The organism is Pseudoalteromonas sp. P1-8, assembly GCF_001399985.1.
GTDB lineage: Bacteria > Pseudomonadota > Gammaproteobacteria > Enterobacterales > Alteromonadaceae > Pseudoalteromonas.
In genome coordinates this window covers 1-19269 of the sequence record NZ_LJSO01000009.1, presented here as the reverse complement: position 1 = coordinate 19269, position 19269 = coordinate 1, and the positions used below count along the sequence as shown (strand labels likewise).

Below are 19269 nucleotides of genomic sequence, written 5' to 3'. Positions count from 1 at the left end.
AGAATGGACAAAAAGCAGCTGATTATAGCCACTTTGTAGCAATCAACAAGTGCTATTTTTAATCGTTAATAGCAAAGCCTTTATTTAATTTTTCAAGAGTCACAGGGTTGATATTTTTATTGCAGGCAAAGTATAACTGAGGTGTGCCAACGGGCAGTTTAAATATCGGTTTTAAATCTTCAAGGGTGCTATCATTATTACGTTCATGTTTAAACTGCTCATCACTAAGGATGACTAAATCGATACTTGAGCGTCTGCTTTTCAGTACATCATAAATGTTGTCAAAACTATCAAGTAAGATCAGCTGATTACGTTCATCAAAGCCGTTTTCTTTTAAGTAAATATGTGAATAGTTATTTTTTAATACAGCAATTCGGTATTTCTTAGCTTCGTCTATGCTCGCTATTTTTACTTGCTCAGATTTAAACGAATAGAATGACGCTGAAAAGCCACCAATTTTCGCTACCCAAGTAAACTTATCTTCGCGTGCCGGAAGCCTTGCCATAGAAAAGATGCAGGTATTGCTATCACGCAATGCTGCATTATACGAAATTGACCAAGAATTTACTGATAGCTCATAATCCACGCCACTTTTATCTAAACCTGATTTAACTTTATCAACTACAGTGCCAGTTAATTCGCCATTTTCATCTAGGTATTGGAAATTTGGGAAATTTTCGGTCACCACAGTAATTGCTGCAAAACAAGGTTGCAGAAAAAGCAGCAATGACAAGGTGATAATTGAGCGCATAATGAGCGATACCAAATAAATTATAATTATTTTTTATAATAATATAGCTCGGAGTTGCAGATATTGAAATATTTTTTAGTAAAAAGGAATGAGCGGAAACAGGGTGTTTCCGCTCTAGAGTCAATTACTTATTCATTGCATTTATTAAAAATGCTGAGATTTTAGCGCCTTCTCTTAGAGTTGTTTCAGAACTTGTCTGACCGATTAATGAGCTATCTGTGAATGGTGCAATTTCCATCATGTCAGCACCAGTAATTGGGAACTCGTCAGCCAATTCAACTAGAATGTCTAATGCATGCTGAGGTGTTAAACCACCGGCTTCTGGTGTTCCTGTCGCTGAAGCAAAGCTTTCATCAAGTGCATCAATATCAAAGCTCACATAAAGCTCATCAACATTATCTGCTTTTAGCTGCGCAATAACTTCTTCAGCAACAGCTTTAGCGCCACGTTCGATGATTTCGTGTGCCCAATGTTGTTTAACGCCAAACGTGTCTTCCCAGTGTTGTTTAGGCTTACCACTAGAGCGAATACCAAATTGAATTAAGTTACGTGGAGCTGGTAAGTACTCAAGAATATGTGTACACCACGAACCAAAGCATAAATCGATACCTAAACGTTCAACTAATAAGTCTGTATGAGCATCAAAGTGAATGATTGCAGTGCGTTTTCCTGCGTCACGTTTTGCTTTTAAGTAAGCTTTAGTCAGCGGGTAGCTAATTGAGTGGTCACCACCGATACCAAAAATACCCTTATCTGGGTAATTTGCATAAAAGCCATCACAGACATCTTCAGTGATAGACAAAGGCGATACATGATATTCACTGTTTTCATCAGCATATAACGCTTTTTGACAGTTTGTAATGGTTGCATCGTTAAGGTATTTATCATGCAATAAATGCGGGATCACACGAACATCACCTAAATCAAAGGCGCGCGCTTGTGGTTGTTGATCAATCAAGGTAGAGCGTAAAAATAGTGGACCCCAGTTAGCACCACGTAAAATACCACCGCCACAATCAGAGCTAATACCTAAAATTACCGCTTTGTGCTCAGACTCTGCCAATGTTTCAAGTGACTCTTTCCAAAGCACATCAACATTATCTGTTTGGCCGTATAATTTAGTGCGCAGCGCATCTTTACGTTCTTTTGCTGTATTAACTGTAAATACGCCATCGCCAGGAGGACAAAGACACTGACTTAGTTTTTCGTGGAAGGCTTTTTGTGTGTTACTCATCTCTACTCCGCTGATCTTTATCTGCATATTCATGCGTAATTAAAAAACTTACGCAATCAGGTTTGTGTATAGTCTGGATTTTTGAGACTCAACAATCACTTGCTCAACCAAACCTATAACTCACTGATATTAAATGGTTATAATTTTAATGCAGATGAATTTAAACTGCTCTAGTCAAATAAGAGCGCTGTATTTTGGCAGGTATAACATGCGCGAAAAGAAAGTCAAATTTTGCGGCAACCTAGGTGATTGCCGCTATAGATTTATATTCAAACGAAGTGAATACTCATTATTCGTAGCCTCTTGGCTTCTTAGTTTTGATAACGGCAATGTATGCATGCCAGCTGGCGTAGCTCAATAAAGGCATAATGACAATAAACCCAGCAGTGCCTGTAATAAAGCCGACAAATACCAAACATAGTATCAAACCAGCCCAGACAACCATGGCACCAAAATTTGTTTTAACCGCGTTCATTGAAGATATTACCGCAGTCATAATATCAACACGGCGTTCCATCATAATTTGTGGAGTAAACGCTGAGATAGCAAATACAGTGACCAGTAAGATACCACCGACAATACTACCGAGAGTTAAAAACGCAGATAACTGCTCGAAACTCGGGTTTACAACGTTCGGGTACAATGCATGAATAAGCGCAGCTAAGCGCATCCAAACGATCATAATTACCATTAATAACACTGCAAAGCCCCATTCACCTGCTGGGTTTCTAAACATCGATTTAAGGCTGTGCATCAAGGTGGGTTTGTGGCCTTTTTCAAGCTCCCAAGCAACATCGTAAAGTCCTGCAGCAAAGGCAGGGCCAATTAATGCAAAGCCCACTACAGCAGGTAATATAACTAAGTGTGTATCAAACTGATAAACAAAATACATGATAGTGGCAGGTATCAAGGTAAATACTAATCCGTAGACTAGACTCAGTATGGGCGCATTCGCGATATCTTTAAATGCAAGTGCTAACCAATGAAAAGGCGCACCAATTGAAATTTTCGAGCTTTCTAAACAGCGTGCAAACTCATGGTGTTTACTCATAGAAGATGAAGCAGGCATAATATATCCTCTTTTATCGTTACTTCTTTAGGTTTAGGTTATCTGTGCAATTCTTGCAACATTGGTGATCTAATAGGACATCTGTCCTGTACTTTAAACACATATGATTAAAGTATTACGCTTTAGACAAAAATAAGGTTTAATAATGGAAAAGGTATTTCACTTAGGGCTTACTCGTCAGGACTTAAACGGCGCAACCCTTGCGATTGTCCCAGGCGACCCTGACCGCTCAGCACGCATTTCAACTCTTCTCAATAACCCAGAATGCTTAGCGAAGACCCGTGAATTTCATGTATACCGAGGTGAGCTAAACGGCCACAGCGTTGTAGTTTGTTCAACCGGTATTGGCGGCCCATCAACATCAATTGCTGTTGAAGAGCTTGCTCAGCTAGGTATTGATACCTTTTTGCGCATCGGCACAACCGGTGCAATTCAGCCACACATTAACGAAGGCGATATTTTAATTAGCCAAGCCTCAGTACGTTTAGATGGTGCTAGCCAGCATTTCGCACCACTAAGCTACCCTGCTGTGTCTGACTTCTTTGCAACACAAGCGATGGTAAATGCATGTGATAAGCTAGGAATTAATTTCCACATTGGTATAACTGCATCGAGTGATACGTTCTACCCGGGTCAAGAACGTTACGATACTTATTCTGGCTATGTTCCTCGCTCATTCCAAGGCAGCTGTGAAGAGTGGCAAAAACTAGGCGTGATGAATTATGAAATGGAATCAGCAACACTATTTACTATGTGTGCTGCCCTTGGCTTACGCGCAGCCTGTGTTGCAGGGGTATTAGTAAATCGGACTAAACAAGAAATTCCGAATTTTGACCACGGCGAGATTGAGAAAAAATCAGTCGCCGTCGTCATTGAAGCTGCAAAACTATTGCTAGACTAACCTTCAACTAGTTTAGCAACACAGTGCTCAAATGCTGGTGGGTTTGCAAAGCTTGCCAGCACACTTTTAGCCACCTCATATTGATTTTCTGCCCCTTGTGTTTCTAACAAGGTGATTGACTTAACTGTTTTATCATCAAAGGTTAAGCCCGCAAGATAAAACTGACTCAATGCACTTTGTAATGGCGAAAGGCTTGGACTATAGGCAGCATTTTCAGCATAACTTCCGTAAAAGTCACCTTCATCAAAAGTCGTTAATTTAACCGCACTAAAGTTACCTGTGTAAGGCACGTATGCATTGAGTGCCAATTGAATAAGTTTAGCATCATCAATCGAAAGCTCAGTAAACTGTTTATCGCTTTGCTTATTAGAAAATAAGCACGCTTCATTGCCTAGGTCTTTCGGGCCAAATGAATAAGGTAATAACTCATGTAAATTAAAGTCACGTTCTGGCAATAAAATCTCAAGTGAGTCTGCGGTGCTCAATTCATTCATAAATTGACGGCAGTAACCGCAAGGTGCATCGCTAATAGCAATTTTTAACACTGCTTGCGCGCCATTAAGCCATGCATTATTAATGGCTGATTGCTCAGCATGAACGACCAAACTCAATGCTTGATGAGAAAACTCAACATTTGCGCCAAAATAGAAATTTGTTTCGCCTTGCTTGTTTAACCCAACTGCAATGGCGCCCACATAGAATTTAGAAATAGGCGCGACAGAAAATAAACTTGCGACGGGTACACAGGCTTTTAGTAACTCAAGTTGGCTAACTTGAAACTGCTGACAAAGAGAAGAAATATCAGATTGAGATAAGATGCCACGTTGCTGTTTAAGCTGGGCAAAAAGAGAATTTTTTTGTTGATCATTGAAGCTAAACGGCTCTGAATTTTGAGCTAGTTTGCTTGCATCTATCCTAGTTGCTGTCATAACAAATTATAATTATTAATTGGCTAAACAGTTTAAAAGGTTACGTAATGAATTGCTAGGTTTTGGCGGTAAACATCAAGGTAAATCGCACAATAAAAGCTAAAAATTAGCGGTATTTGTAAGCCCAAATATACACAACAAAATAGCGATGACTAGCTCGACCAATTATTGACGAACCAGCCAATTTTTTGCTTTGTTAAAACATTCAAAGTTTTCAGCTTGTAAGTTATAGCGCTTTGCTTTTTGCATAAATAAGTCATGCATAAAACCATCAAAACTTACGACAATTGCTACAACAGCTTCTTTCAAAGAGTTTGCTACTGCCGGCATAATGGTGAATAAATCAGCAGGTGCGAAATTGTGCGTCAACTCAGACACATCAACGAGTATTTTATCTGACCCATATAATACTGAGTATTGCTGGGCGATTTGGTAAAAATTTATCACATCCTGTGCACTAGCAGTCCCTCTTAACGTCATCATCACGAGTGACGTCGATGCATCATAAGTGATGCAAGTAGACACGTTTGGCATAAGTTACTCTAAAAAAAGCGTGGGGGTTAATTTGGCTTAACGGTAGCTGAATCAAAAAGCTGGGCTATTTTATTAATATCGCCTCTCTAGTCAATACCTAGCAATAAAATAGGTATGACCAGTCATAAAATTCAGATTTTAGGATTAGATCTACTTTAAAGAGTTGTTATGCAAATTCATATCTTATTTACTTTAGACACAAGTATGAGTTTTCCTTTCATAGAATCAGCTTTTTCAGATAAACCTATATTTAATTAAAATTTATAATATTTAGCGTTATTTAGACAGCAAAATGGGTGAGCGTTTTTTATGCTCATTTTTAAATGGATTGGTGTGTCATGAAAGCGCGATTGGTTATATTATTTGGCTTTACCTTGTTGATTTTATTAATTTCAACAACACCTAAAGCGATGCCGATTAAAGAGTTTGAAAAGCTTAGAACCTCAATAAGGCAAAGCTACGCCAGTTCACCTCAAGAAGGGCTTGAGTTTGTCAATGCGCTGATTGAAACTACCGAACTGACACTAGAACAAAAGATTATAGTCACTAATTATAAAGCTTGGTTTTTGCTTGAGACTGACAGGCTTGAACAAGCCATGGAAACCATTGTTAAGTACATGAATATGGTTTCTCAATCTGATGAAAAAGACCTCATGTATGGCTATTTCAATATTTCTGGTGGGATTTATGCACGCTTAGGTCTATATGAAGAAGCCTTAGCGTACTATCGTGATGCCATGCCATTTGCACAATCTCGAGATGAGCGTTTAGTTTATCAAACCGAAAATAATATCGCTTTGGTAAAGCTACGTTTAAACCGTTATAAAGAAGCTGCCGACTCGTTCACATATTATCGAGATTATGCCCACAGTAAAAATCAAACTCTCAACGAATCATTTGCAAGTAATAATTTAGCGCTAGCTTTAATTGGGTTAAAACAGTATCCAGAAGCACTCAAGATTATCAATGAAGCTATCGGGTTGCAAAGCCAACACAACTACACCACTCATCTTGCTTCAAGCCTGGTTCTAAAAGCCAAAGTATTACGTTTTCAGGGTTTTTTAGAAGACTCAGAAAAGGTACTCAACGAAGCTTCGACGCTTATTGAAAATAAACAGCTTGAGAATGAGCAACTTAATATTATTTTATGTTTAGCAGAAACGTATGAAGCACAGGGACATACTGATAAAGCACTCAAAACGCTTGCATCCGTTGATACTCACACTGTTAGCCATACTAATTTTGAAGCCCTGTTATCGATTGCCAAATTAACTGCAGAGCTTTACGAGCAACAAAAAAATTATGTAAATGCACTTAGCGCTTATAAACAATATTCGTTCATTAACGCCGCTATTTTAACCAGACAAGCCAAAGTGAATTTAGCAAAAGCGCTTGCAGAAGCCGATGTTGCCGCAAAAGAAGTAAGAATTTCTAACCTAACTCGTGCTGAGCAAATAAAAGCCACTAAAGCCAATGCATTTAAAGATCTCACGATTGTAGTAAGCATCTGTTTAGTTGTTATTTTATTTGGCTCACTTATCGCCATTAACAGCATTGACAAACAAAAACAAAAATTAACTAAAGCATTAGAGCAGTTAAAAGATACACAAGATCATCTGATTGAAATCGAAAAAATAGCCTCTTTAACAGCACTGGTATCTGGTATGGCGCATCAACTTAATACCCCTATTGGCACTATAGTGACAGCAAGTTCATTAATAGATGATTACATGGAAGGTTTAGAAGAAAAATTTAAAGCCCGAGAGCTCTCTAGCAAACATTTTCATAAGTTTATTACCGATACCAATAGCGCTAAAGAGCTAGTGATCAGTAGCATTAATCGACTTGCCGGCATCGTCGAAGAATTCAAAGCGCTCAATGTGTCTATTCACCTTGATAAACCAATGAGCAAAATACAGCTGCCAAGCTTTATTAGTCATCGTTTATACCCTTTGAGTAAACACCTTGGTAAACAAATTGAGTTTAAAATTCATGGCGATGAAGCAGTTATTACGTCATATCCAACTATCTTAAGTGATGTATTAAAAACCTTGGTTATTAATTCCTGCGAGCATGGCTTTGTTAATACTGACAAAGGTGTTGTCGAGGTAACAGTTAAAGCCTATACACATGTGGTTGAAATTACCTACCAAGATAACGGTGTCGGTATCAATGATGAGATCCTACATGAAATATTTACGCCTTTTTATACAACAAATCTAGGTGGAAACCATCTAGGGCTTGGCTTAAACGTAGTATTTAATGCGGTAAAATATAATCTTAGAGGGAAAATAAGCGCCGAGTCATGTAAACACGGCGCACGATTTGTTATTAGCCTACCAATCGATGCTCGATTGGTTGATGACACCAGCTATTAACCGGTATTACGCATACCTGCAGCAATACCTGTCATAGTGATCATCAAGGCATTATCAATATCGCCTGCAGAGCTTTCATCTGCTTCGCGTGAACGACGCAGTAACTCAACTTGTAATAAGTTAAGTGGATCTGTGTACGGGTTACGTAGCGCGATTGACTCTTTGATCCAAGGTTGGTCTGCAAGCAGGCTCTTTTGTGGGCTAAGCGACTGAACAAGCTCAATCGCCTCGCTCAATTCTTGACGTAACTTCACGCCTAATGGCTTATATTGTTCAGTTACTAGTGCATCATCGTAATGCGCACTTAACCATGTATCAGCTTTACTAAATACCATCTCTAGCATCTCTAAACGAGCACGGAAGAATGGCCATTTTAAGCTCATTTCATGAAGTGTCTCGATGCCATACTTATCTAACGCAGCTTTAAGGCCTGTTAATGCACCTAACCAAGCTGGCAGCATTAAACGGTTTTGGCTCCATGCAAAGATCCATGGAATAGCACGAAGGCTTTCTACCCCACCGTTCGGGTTACGCTTCGCAGGTCGAGAACCAAGTGGCAGTTTAGAAAGCTCTTGTTCTGGCGTTGCCATTCTAAAGTAAGGAACAAAGTTTTCATCATGGCGCACAACTTGACGGTAATGCTCACACGAATCTGCACTAATAAGCTCCATAACATCACGCCATTCGCTCTTTGGCTCTGGTGGCGGCAACAAGTTACTTTCTAGAACTGCACCGGCATAAATATTTAAGCTTTGCAGAGCAACAGCAGGTAAACCAAACTTAAAGCGGATCATTTCACCTTGTTCTGTTACACGTAGGCCACCTTTTAATGAACCTGGAGGCTGTGAGCGCAGTGCTTGGGCAGCTGGCGCGCCACCGCGACCAACCGTACCACCACGGCCGTGGAATAAAATAAGCTCAATACCGCGATTTTCGGCTAATTGTACCAGCTTATCCATAGCTTCATATTGTGCCCAACCAGCAGCCATCATGCCTGCATCTTTTGCTGAGTCTGAGTAGCCGATCATGACATTTTGTTGGTTTTGAATGTGACCACGGTACCAAGTGTTATCAAGTAAACATTCGATCACCTCTTTACCATTATTTAAGTCGTCTAACGTTTCAAATAATGGCGCAACTGGTAAGTTAAACTTACAACCACTTTCTTTAAGCAGTAACTGTACTGCCAGCACATCAGATGCAGTACGTGCCATCGAAATAATATACAAACCAAATGTTTGTGCATCTTGCGCTGCGATTACATCGAATGTATCTAGCACCTCTTGTACTTCTGGGCTTGGTTGCCAATGTTTTGGAATTAACGGACGACGAGAATTTAGCTCAGCAAGTAAAAACGCTTGTTTGTCTTCTTCTTGCCATTGATGGTAATCACCTAAACCTAAATAACGTGTTAACTCAGAGAAAACATCACCATGACGCGATGAATCCTGACGTACATCAAGTTTTGCAAGGCGCAGACCAAAGCTATTAATACGGCGCAGAACATCAAGCAGCAAGCCATCGGCAACTACTTTCATGTTGGTTTTAATAAGCGAGCGATAACACACTTCGATTGGGTGTTTAATTTGCGCGATATCAGTAATTAAATCTTCAGAATCAGTGCGCTTTTTCTTAATTTTAGCGCCCAAATGCGTCACAGTTTCAGCAATCTGATTCTTTAACTTTTTAAGTACCGCACGGTAAGGTTCAAAGTCTTGACCTGCAAGCTCAATAAGCTCATCGCTTGCATCCGACATAGATAACTCATTGCTTAGCGTTTCGATATCACGAGAATACAAATCAAGCGCCATCCAGCGGCCATGATCAAGTACTTGCTGTGTGACTTCAGCAGTTACAAACGGGTTACCATCGCGGTCGCCGCCCATCCAAGAAGTAAATTCAATTGGACTGAAATCAATAGGTAGCTCTAAATCAAGCTCTGCTTTTACGTCTTCGCCAAACTCACGTAAAAAACGCGGAACAGCGTGCCATAAGCTATTTTCAATAACCGCAAAACCCCATTTAGCTTCATCAATTGGCGTTGGGCGTGAGCGACGGATATCGTCAGTATGCCACGCTTGGCTAATAAGCTGGGCAATGCGGTTTAATAAATCTGCACGTTCACTAGGTAAGTTGTCTTTACGCTCTAAAGAGGCAAGGCAATCACTTAATTCTACGTGTTTATTGATCATTGTACGGCGTGTCACCTCAGTTGGGTGAGCCGTCAGAACTAAATTGATGTGGAGTTTTGAGAGTGTTTGCGCCAAGTGATTAGGATCAACTTGACCTTGCTTTGATGCTGTTGCTAGCGCTTTTAATGTTTGAGTGAGAGGGTTTAGTTGGCAAAAACCAACATCATTAAAGCGCGATACGGTATGGAATTGTTCAGCAACATTAGCAAGATTCAAAAAATGATTAAATGAGCGTGCAACCGGTAATAGTTCTTCATCTGTGAGAGCGTGTAGTACTTCGATAAGCGCTTGTCTGTCGGCTTCGTTACCACTACGTGACGATTTAGATAAAGCGCGAATCTCTTCTACCTTATCTAAAATGGCTTGTCCTTGTGCATCTTTAATGGTTTGACCCAGCATTTGTCCAAGCATACTAACATTACCGCGAAGTGCAGCGTATTGTTCACTCATTCTCATACTCCTTTCTTTAACTAAGTTGAAAGTACTTACTGCACAGTATTTAGCCAAGCACGAACGCAGCTAAATACTGATCCCTTTTATTAATATCATTGTCAGCGTTAATTTAATAGATCGAATTTTCTAACATACTCGTAAAAAAGAATAACCAATCTATAAACATAAAAGTGTAATAAATACGCAGCTTAGTCAGCTACAAAGCGTTAAAGCTAGCTCAATTGGTAAAATGGACTTACCAATTTAAAAGGTAAAATCCCCGTAATTTAAGGCATCCTTAAAGTTTGCATGGTCAAATTTTTACCAGCCTTTTTTATGTGTTTATAGGGTTAGATCAAGACAAACAGAGCTACTATCATTTTATTAGTTGGTGAGAGTTTGAGCGAAAAAATTTTCAAATATTTTTAGAACAGGTCAAAAATGCAACTCTATATTTTGTGCGGTGCAAGCAGTGAAATTGCAAATGCCTATTTCACCACTCTAAATAAACAAATAAACAGGGGTCATATCGTAACCATCAGTCGAGGTGAATTTAAGGAAAGTTTTAATAAGTCATCAAGCAATGAGATAAGCCACCAGCATTTTACTACTGACTACTCAGAGCAAAGCTTGAGTGGCATTGCTAAAGAACTAGCCAGTGGCCACTATGATTTGGCACAGTTGATGATATTTAACGGCCTATTGCATGATCCAGATAATGCGCCTGAACGTAAACTTGAACAAATATCTGAGCAGCACTTTATAAATAGCATGATGACAAATGCTCTACTACCAATTCGCTTTGTGTCTTTATTCTCAACGCTTTTGAAGCCTCAAGTAGCAACTGTGGTGTGTGCCCTTAGTGCACGTGTTGGTAGCATCAGTGACAACAAGTTAGGCGGTTGGTATAGCTATCGGGCATCGAAGGCGGCATTAAATATGTTATTTAAATCTGCAGCTATTGAACTTAGCAGACGCTATAAAAAATGCCACTGCGTGTTATTTCACCCAGGTACTACTGATACGCCGTTATCAAAACCCTTTCAGGCAAATGTGCCCGAAGGAAAGCTATTTACCCCTGAGTTTGTAGCCGAGCAATTGTATTCATTGATAAGTGATGCTGACTATTTACAACAATCACACAACCCTGCCTACTTTGACTGGCAAGGAAAACCCATAGACTGGTAACAGGAAATTTATGCATTTAACAAAACAAGCCATTGCTGATTTAGAAAACCGCTACCGCGCTCATTTAATTAATAGTTTGTCGGGGTTTAAAAGTGCCAACTTAGTCGGCACACAAGATAATAATGGCCAAACTAATTTAGCGATTGTAAGTTCAGTATTTCACCTTGGGGCACATCCCCCTTTAGTGGGTATGATAATTAGGCCCCATTCAGTGCCTCGCCATACCCTAGAAAACTTATTAGCCACTAAGCAGTACACGATTAACCACGTAAACAAAGACATTTATAACAAAGCACATCAAACATCGGCACGCTACGACAAAGACGAGTCTGAATTTGATGCAACAGGGCTCAACACTGAATACCTAAATGACTTTACAGCGCCTTTTGTTAAAGAAAGTAAGCTTAAATATGCGCTTGAGCTGAGAGAACACCACCACCTTGCCATCAATGGCACTGAGCTGATCATAGGTGAAATAACCGATATCTACTTAGATGAGGGGTGTTTGCAAGAAGATGGCTTTGTCGATATTGAAGCCATTGGTACAGTCGCGGTGAGCGGGCTAGATAGTTACCATGTAACTGAACGTTTAGCCCGCTTAGCATATGCTAAAAAGTAACTTTTGATTTAAGCACTAGATTATATATGGCTTAGGCGCATGGGTTAACACCTCAAAACCAGATTCTGTGACAACTATGTCATCTTCTAGGCGCACACCACCATAGCCTGGTATATAAATGCCGGGCTCAATGGTGATCACATTACCAACTTCAAGATTGTAGTCTGTCAATGTGTTAATAAATGGCACTTCATGTAAAAACAGCCCTAAACCATGGCCAAGGCCTTTACCCGCGTATTCGCCAAAGCCCGCCTCAGCAATTACCTTGTTTGATATAGCATTTAAATCTAAACAATTAACACCCGGTTTGACCATTTCTAGTGCCGCATTTTGTGCATCGAGTACGGTATTATAAATACGGGTTTGTTTTTCTGATGCTTCGCCAATAATGTAACTACGAGTCATATCAGAGCGATAGCCATTTACAACAGCACCAAAATCAAGGGTTACAAAGTCACCTTGCTTTAAAACCTGATCTGATGGATTACCATGCGGCAAGGCAGAGCGCTCTGCAAACAGCATAATGGTTGCAAACGACATTCCTTCTGAACCAAGCTTTTGCATTCTAAATTCAAGCTCTAAGGCAAGGTCTCGCTCAGTTACACCCGGTTTAAAATGAGGTAGCGTTTGTGCTAATGCTTCATCAGCGATGGCTGCGGCAGCCTTTATTTGCGCCACTTCCCAGCTATCTTTAACGCGTCTTAGTTTTTCAATTAAACCGTTTACCGCTGTTAGAGTGTGGCCGCTTAGCTCATCTGCCACACCTTGCCAAATTGCTACCGTGACATAGCTTGCATCAAATGCGACATTGCTGTTTGGGTTAAGGTGCCTATTTATACAATGGCCGAGAGTTTCGTTGTCTCTGTCTCGACAAACAACTTCAAACCCTGTTGTTTCAGCAATTGCACGTTGATGGTATCGGTAATCAGTGATCAACACACACGCATTTTGAGTAATTAATGCATAAGCAGCATTACCGCTAAAACCACTTAAGTAACGAATATTTTCATGACCAAGTACTAACATCGCGCTGTAACCTTGCTGCTCTAGCAAGGCTTTAAATTCAGCTTGTCTTTTTAAGTAATTAACTTGCATTGTCGCTCCTTATTTTTTGCGCATGCTAACAGTTATGTCCATAAATACGAATATTATGCGATTAGTCGCAGTGAGTTTGCATCAACTGTTTACTCAAGCCACAATGCTGAAAAAACCAAGGAGTACACAATGACAACATACGGTATTGGCACACAAACGCCAGAGCAGGCGCTTGACTCTTTGTCAGATATGACAACAGATTTAACCCCTATTCAAAATGACGAATTTCATGCGCGTATCGCAAAAGCACAAGCGTATATGCAAGCAAACAATATTGACGCAATATACTTAAATGCAGGCACTAACCTAGCCTACTTTACGGGTATGCGTTGGTACGCAAGCGAGCGTTTAGTTGGCGCTATTTTACCTGCAAAAGGTGATGTGCAATACATAGCACCGTTTTTTGAAATCGGCAGCTTAAACGATTTTATGGTGATTGATGGCCCAATTCGTGGCTGGCAAGAGCACGAAAACCCTTATCAATTGTGTGTAGATGTTCTTACAGAAATGGGCATTAGCAAAAATGGCACCCTTGGTATTGATGAAAGCGCACAGTTTTTTATCTACGACGGTATTAATAAAGCGAACGGCAATTACAACATTGTTAACGCACAGTGCGTAACAGCTCACTGCCGCATGCATAAATCAGCCAGTGAACTTGCCTTAATGCAACGTGCTATGGACATGACTTTAGAAGTACACAAAGCAACGGCAAGTATGCTTTATGAAGGTATCACCACCACTGAGGTTGAAGCCTTTATTAAAAAAGCGCACCAAAAAGTCGGCGCGCCGGGTAACTATTTTTGTATTGTGTTATTTGGTGTTGCGTCTTCTTTCCCACATGGTGTTAAAGATCCGCAAACCCTTAAAAAAGGTGATGTGGTACTGATTGATACTGGTTGTAAAGTACATGATTACCTCTCTGACATTACCCGTACCTATGTATTTGGTGAAGCAACCGATCGCCAACGCATGTTTTGGCAGCACGAGAAAAATGCCCAACTTGCTGCTTTTGCTGCCGCAAAAAATGGTGTGGCATGTGGCAAAGTAGACGATGCTGCAAGACAGTATCTTGCCGAAAATGGCATGGGACCAGAGTATCAAACACCAGGCTGCCCACACAGAACCGGCCATGGCATTGGTTTAGATATTCATGAATGGCCATACCTAGTTGGTGGTAACCCTACTCCACTTGCAACAGGTATGTGTTTTAGTAACGAACCCATGTTAGTAATACCGGATGAGTTTGGTATTCGCTTAGAAGATCATTTTTATATGACAGACGAAGGTCCGCGCTGGTTTACCGAGCCTGCTCATAGCATTGATGACCCATTTGGTTTAGCTAAATAAAATTCAAATAAACTTTATAAGGCCAGTTTTCTGGCCTTTTTTGTATCTGAATTATTACAATCATTAACAGTGTGGATATTTTAGAGACAACCTATCCGCTTTTATCATGTTATGATTTCAAGAATTTAACCTAACATAATTACGGAGAATAAATGGGTTTACGTTTTAAAGTTCCACATACCCTGATACTGCTGCTGGCCATGATGGTTGTTGCGCTTATTGCTACTTGGTTAGTACCACAAGGTTTTTTCACTACTACATTAAGTGAATCAGGCCGTGAAATGGTTGTTGCGGGCACCTATCAAACAGTTGCTGAGCGCCATTACTTAACCCCATGGGATTTATTACAAGCCATACCTCGCGCATTTGCTGCTGCTCAAGATGTTATTTTCTTTGTGTTAATTGTTGGCGGCGTATTAGCTGTTGCACGTGCCACAGGCACTGTTGATGCTCTCATTGGTAGGCTTTTAGAACGACATGGTAAAAAGCCACAACGATTAATCTTTATGGTGGTGTTTTGCTTTGCCTTAGCATCAAGCAGTATTGGTACCGCCGGCGAATATATTCCTTTTGTTATTATTCTCGTCGCGCTTTGTAAGGCAATGCGATTAGACGCAATGACCGCCGTAGGTATGATAGTCGCTGGTTATGGTATTGGTTATGGGGTATCGGCATTTAACCCATTTACGGTATTAATCGCACAGCAAATTGCAGGTATCCCAGTTTACTCTGGCCTATGGTTACGTTTAGCTATATTCATTCCATTTGTGCTCATTGGTTTTCATCATGTTTGGCAATACACCAAAAAAGTAGCTAACGATCCGTCTAAATCAATGATGATTGGGGTGCCTTGCCCACTTGAAAATCAAACAGCAACAAGTTACCCAGCACTTGCCCTGCGCCATAAACTAGTTTTAGGCAGCTTTATTATTACCCTTGCAATTGCAGTATGGGGCATCGCAACGAAGGGCTGGTACTTATACGAGCTAGGCGGTGTTTTTATTGCTTGGGGTGTAGTTGTCGCCATTTTAGGCAAACTTTCTGCTGACGAAGCTGCAAACAAATTTATAGAAGGCGTATCTGATCTTGTTACCACCGCAGTGTTAATTGGTGTTGCACGGGGTATTGCCCTTATTTTAGAAGACGGTCAAATCCTGCATAGCCTTGTACATGGCATGTCGTTACCGCTTTCTTATGTATCAGCTGAAATATCTGCAATTGGCATGTTGGTTATTCAAACCCTACTCAATACCTTTATCCCTTCAGGTTCTGGGCAGGCTTATGTCACTATGCCACTAATGGCACCACTAGGTGATTTAGTGGGTGTACCAAGACAAGTCGCTGTGCTTGCTTATCAATTTGGTGATGGCTTTTCAAATATGATCATTCCAACCAACGCCGTACTTATGGGTATTTTAGGGATGGCAGGTGTGCCTTACGGCCATTGGTTTAGATTCTGTTTACCACTACTGATCAAACTAATGGTCGCAGCATCGGTTATATTAGTATTAGCTGTAATGTTTGGCTATGGCTTAGATGTGCAGCCCACACTAAATTAACTTAGTTGATTTGAAAAAGCGCCTTAGGCGCTTTTTTGTTGTGTATTGAGTTCTTATTAGCAACACATTATTGGATCAAATGAGTTGGAGTCAAAGGCGGCTCGGTACCAAAGTCAGCCTTAAGCATTAACTCGTTTCTGCCCCATTACGTTTTTCAAGGCATACCTTACAGTACAGTTAGTGTCTCTATTAAGTCTTTCCTGAGCCGATTTATATGTAGTGATTTGCGTTGCTTCATCATAGTTATACTTGCAATAAAGAACCTTTACTAGTGGGGTTTTTAGTGTTTATTGTGAAACCTAACTAGATTAAAAATCATACTATGCTACTATTTTACCTGATTTTATTTAACAGTTAGGATGTTATTATGAATAGTCGTTTTTCAATAAAACCAATCGAATCCCTCCTTTTTTGTTTATCGCTTCTTTGTCTTTCAACTTCTTCACAAGCTGAAGAGTTAAACTTAAGTTTAAAGTGTAAAGGCTCTGNATACTATGCTACTATTTTACCTGATTTTATTTAACAGTTAGGATGTTAATATGAATAGTCGTTCTTCAATAAAACCAATCGAATCCCTCCTTTTTTGTTTATCGCTTCTTTGTCTTTCAACTACTTCACAAGCTGAAGAGTTAAACTTAAGTTTAAAGTGTAAAGGCTCTGGCACGGTGAGTGATACGGAGACAACATTCAAGAATAGTCGCAATAAAAGTGAACATTCGAAAGAGTTTGGTACTGAGCAAGCCATGATAAAACGACCTTTTGAAGGGGTTATGCTTGTTGAGATTCACTCAGATAAAGGCCAAGTTAAAATACCTGTTGGTATGCTGCCTCCTTTTCAAAAAGATGAAGCCTCAGATTGGTTTCCTATTCATGACTATAAAATTACTAATACAGAGGTAACCGGTGAGGTCAAAATAAACTTTTTAAATAAACCAAACCTTCGGATTGACCGGACAACAGGAACAATTGTTTTTGCAAGCGGGCTAAATGAATTTTCTGGTGAGTGTGAAAAAGTTGACCCTAACGCAAAACCACTGTTTTAACTCCACAGCTATTATTAAAAAGGAATGGTGATGGGAAAAGTGTTACTTCTGTTAGGTTTGTCTTTCTATACGTCTGTATCAATAGCGAATGCTGATGGACCTGATTTTTTCCGCGTATCGAGTGAAAACTCAATTCAAATGTTCGAAAAAATGCAAACCAACAGTAAATTAGTATTACTAGTACCTCCAGATACTAATGGCATAAAAAATTTAGGTTGTACTGGGGGGGCTACATTACAAGCATGGCAAAAAATGACAGAGCAAGAAAGAGAGGCATCTAAAAATAATGCATGGTGTAATGTAGGTGTGCAAGGCAAAACTGGTTGGGTACTTAGTAAGTATTTATCAGAAGGCAACCGCATATCAGAAACCCCTTCTTTTAACTGTTATACGGCCCACCCCCATGAAATTGAGATATTAATCTGTGGTAATACTGAACTTATTCTATTAGATAATCAGTTATGGTCTGTTTACCAAGGTGCAATTTCAAAGGCCAAAGCAATGACTAAAGGCCCAGAAGATGCAGTTAAAGATTTAAAGCAAAAACAAATAGCGTGGATGAAAAATCGAAATGAGTGCTGGAAAGAAATTGGCGCGAAGCTAACTTGCTCAATAAACATATATAAGAAGCAAATAGAGGCTCTTCAAAGGTATCAAACTAAATAATTAATTGGGCAGAAGTAAGAGTCATTTCGGAAAAGATTAACATGCTTTTTCATTCCTTAAATTTAATCGCCCGCAGTGAATGCTTTAAGCTGTTAGTTTTATATTAATTAGGAAAAAGGAATATATATGCGTTTGTGTTTTGTTCTAGTTATGGCGTTATTAACAGGTTGCGTGGCAATGCAGGAAAGCAATCCTCCACCTAAAAATACGATAACAAAATTCTCAATAAGTAAGCAATTTCCAACCTTACCCTCAGGTTCACGGCTAATCCCAGACACTCATTTTTCTGTGATATTTGCTGACAGCGCTGCAACGTTACTTGTTCCAGTTCCTTTTGTTGGTGAGGCTGTTACAGGGGCAATAAACTCAAGTAAAAGTGAGTCTTATAAAGAGCACTATGTTGGTATTGATATTTTAAAATTTGCTGAAGAGGCTTTTAGTGGAAGTGAATATTATAGTGAAGAGCCACAAGCTACTAAGTTGTTTCCTGTTGCGTATGTTCAGGAGTGCTTCGATGATGTGTTCAGAATATCTCTAGCGATAGAAGTTGACTCAGAGAATTGGGTGGGCAGATATTTATATCATATCCCAACTCATATCCCTGTCAGTGATGTTAAAAAAGTTGAAACGCTTAGTTCAGAATTGAAAGCAGGCATGTCTAAGCTAACAAGATTAATAGAACGAGATATAAAGGGGCAGCTTAACTCTACTGAGAAAAACGTCGACTTTGGTAGCTACTATATTTATGGCAGTAATTTAGGAGGTTTAATTACTCCATCCGTAATGCACCTTTCTGATGGACAGTTGATTGAAGAAGGCAAAGATTATGTCATATTTAGACATAGTGGAGACCCTAGTGTCGCAGGAACAGCAGGTGCTTTATTGTTTGGTGTTCATTACTTTAAAAAAGATCAATTACATACATTTGAAGTAATAGAATAACCAAACTTATTACTCAAGAGCTTGTAGAGCCTTAATTCATAATACTTGAACTATGGGCAATTTGACTGAAACAATCTTAAATTTTGAAAATCTCTTTAAATTAGAGTTAATGATCAAAGTAAATAGATACATTTCCATGAGAGGGACTATGACTATAATTGGCCTCTAAGAGAGTAGTTCTAGCTTGGTATATATAATGTTTACTTAATAAGAAAATTAAGACTGGGCTGCTAACGACTTGCTCAGTTTTGCTCAACTTAACATTTAGTAGACTATCATCAGCCATCTATTGGAATATTATCAACGTCTGTTTTCATAAGGCAAAAATTGTTGATATTTGGCTAACCGAACAGTACTTACTGACCCAGAGCCGCCCTTTAGCCCTAA

The 19269-nt window shown here is 39.6% G+C and carries 16 protein-coding genes; 9 read left to right on the top strand and 7 right to left on the bottom strand.

Annotated features, from left to right (window positions below; translation table 11 throughout):
- Positions 1–58: 58 nt before the first annotated feature.
- The 3 genes from AN213_RS13480 to AN213_RS13470 all read right to left on the bottom strand — a co-directional run bounded on the left by AN213_RS13480 (position 59) and on the right by AN213_RS13470 (position 3054).
- The gene (locus AN213_RS13480; RefSeq protein ID WP_055198847.1) at positions 59–751 is read right to left on the bottom strand and encodes an ABC transporter substrate-binding protein; all 693 of its coding nucleotides are present in this window, start codon (positions 749–751) and stop codon (positions 59–61) included.
- 124 nt (positions 752–875) lie between these two features.
- Entirely contained in the window at positions 876–1985 is a 1110-nt protein-coding gene (locus AN213_RS13475; RefSeq protein WP_055198846.1) for an arginase family protein, read from the bottom strand.
- A 289-nt stretch (positions 1986–2274) separates the two neighbouring features.
- Positions 2275–3054, bottom strand: a complete 780-nt coding sequence (locus AN213_RS13470) for a DUF2189 domain-containing protein (protein WP_054564098.1) — start codon at positions 3052–3054, stop codon at positions 2275–2277.
- 145 nt (positions 3055–3199) lie between these two features.
- Between AN213_RS13470 and udp the strand changes: the two genes are divergently transcribed.
- Positions 3200–3955, top strand: coding sequence for a uridine phosphorylase (gene udp, locus AN213_RS13465; RefSeq protein WP_055198845.1), 756 nt, complete (start codon positions 3200–3202; stop codon positions 3953–3955).
- Here udp and cdd read toward each other — a convergent pair.
- Complete coding sequence (cdd, locus tag AN213_RS13460) at positions 3952–4884, bottom strand: cytidine deaminase (protein WP_054564096.1); 933 nt, start codon at positions 4882–4884, stop codon at positions 3952–3954. The two genes, udp and cdd, sit on opposite strands and share 4 nt — an antisense overlap.
- A gap of 165 nt (positions 4885–5049) precedes the next feature.
- Positions 5050–5418, bottom strand: a complete 369-nt coding sequence (locus tag AN213_RS13455; protein ID WP_054564095.1) for a hypothetical protein — start codon at positions 5416–5418, stop codon at positions 5050–5052.
- Positions 5419–5756: 338 nt separating this feature from the next.
- On the opposite strand from AN213_RS13455, the gene AN213_RS13450 reads away from it, so the two are divergent.
- Positions 5757–7796 (top strand): ATP-binding protein, encoded by a 2040-nt coding sequence (locus AN213_RS13450; RefSeq protein ID WP_055198844.1) that lies wholly within the window; start codon positions 5757–5759, stop codon positions 7794–7796.
- Here the strand turns inward: AN213_RS13450 and ppc are convergent.
- The gene (ppc, locus tag AN213_RS13445) at positions 7793–10438 is read right to left on the bottom strand and encodes a phosphoenolpyruvate carboxylase (RefSeq protein WP_054564093.1); all 2646 of its coding nucleotides are present in this window, start codon (positions 10436–10438) and stop codon (positions 7793–7795) included. The two genes, AN213_RS13450 and ppc, sit on opposite strands and share 4 nt — an antisense overlap.
- Positions 10439–10861: 423 nt before the next feature.
- On the opposite strand from ppc, the gene AN213_RS13440 reads away from it, so the two are divergent.
- Positions 10862–11608, top strand: a complete 747-nt coding sequence (locus AN213_RS13440; RefSeq protein ID WP_055198843.1) for an SDR family NAD(P)-dependent oxidoreductase — start codon at positions 10862–10864, stop codon at positions 11606–11608.
- Between the two features lie 10 nt (positions 11609–11618).
- Positions 11619–12227, top strand: a complete 609-nt coding sequence (locus tag AN213_RS13435; protein WP_055198842.1) for a flavin reductase family protein — start codon at positions 11619–11621, stop codon at positions 12225–12227.
- A gap of 15 nt (positions 12228–12242) precedes the next feature.
- Here AN213_RS13435 and AN213_RS13430 read toward each other — a convergent pair whose 3' ends face one another.
- On the bottom strand, positions 12243–13322 hold the full coding sequence (locus AN213_RS13430) for a Xaa-Pro peptidase family protein (protein ID WP_055198841.1): 1080 nt from the start codon (positions 13320–13322) through the stop codon (positions 12243–12245).
- 129 nt (positions 13323–13451) lie between these two features.
- On the opposite strand from AN213_RS13430, the gene AN213_RS13425 reads away from it, so the two are divergent.
- The 5 genes from AN213_RS13425 (at position 13452) to AN213_RS13405 (ending at position 18882) form a co-directional block, all read left to right on the top strand.
- On the top strand, positions 13452–14672 hold the full coding sequence (locus tag AN213_RS13425; RefSeq protein WP_055198840.1) for a Xaa-Pro peptidase family protein: 1221 nt from the start codon (positions 13452–13454) through the stop codon (positions 14670–14672).
- 152 nt (positions 14673–14824) lie between these two features.
- Positions 14825–16231 (top strand): YfcC family protein, encoded by a 1407-nt coding sequence (locus tag AN213_RS13420; protein ID WP_055198839.1) that lies wholly within the window; start codon positions 14825–14827, stop codon positions 16229–16231.
- 539 nt (positions 16232–16770) lie between these two features.
- Positions 16771–17274 (top strand): hypothetical protein, encoded by a 504-nt coding sequence (locus AN213_RS13415; RefSeq protein ID WP_055198838.1) that lies wholly within the window; start codon positions 16771–16773, stop codon positions 17272–17274.
- Between the two features lie 30 nt (positions 17275–17304).
- On the top strand, positions 17305–17940 hold the full coding sequence (locus AN213_RS13410; RefSeq protein ID WP_055198837.1) for a lysozyme inhibitor LprI family protein: 636 nt from the start codon (positions 17305–17307) through the stop codon (positions 17938–17940).
- Positions 17941–18066: 126 nt separating this feature from the next.
- Positions 18067–18882 carry a hypothetical protein gene (locus tag AN213_RS13405; RefSeq protein WP_055198836.1) on the top strand — a complete coding sequence of 272 codons (816 nt, stop codon included), beginning with the start codon at positions 18067–18069 and terminating at the stop codon, positions 18880–18882.
- The last annotated feature ends 387 nt before the right edge of the window (positions 18883–19269 follow it).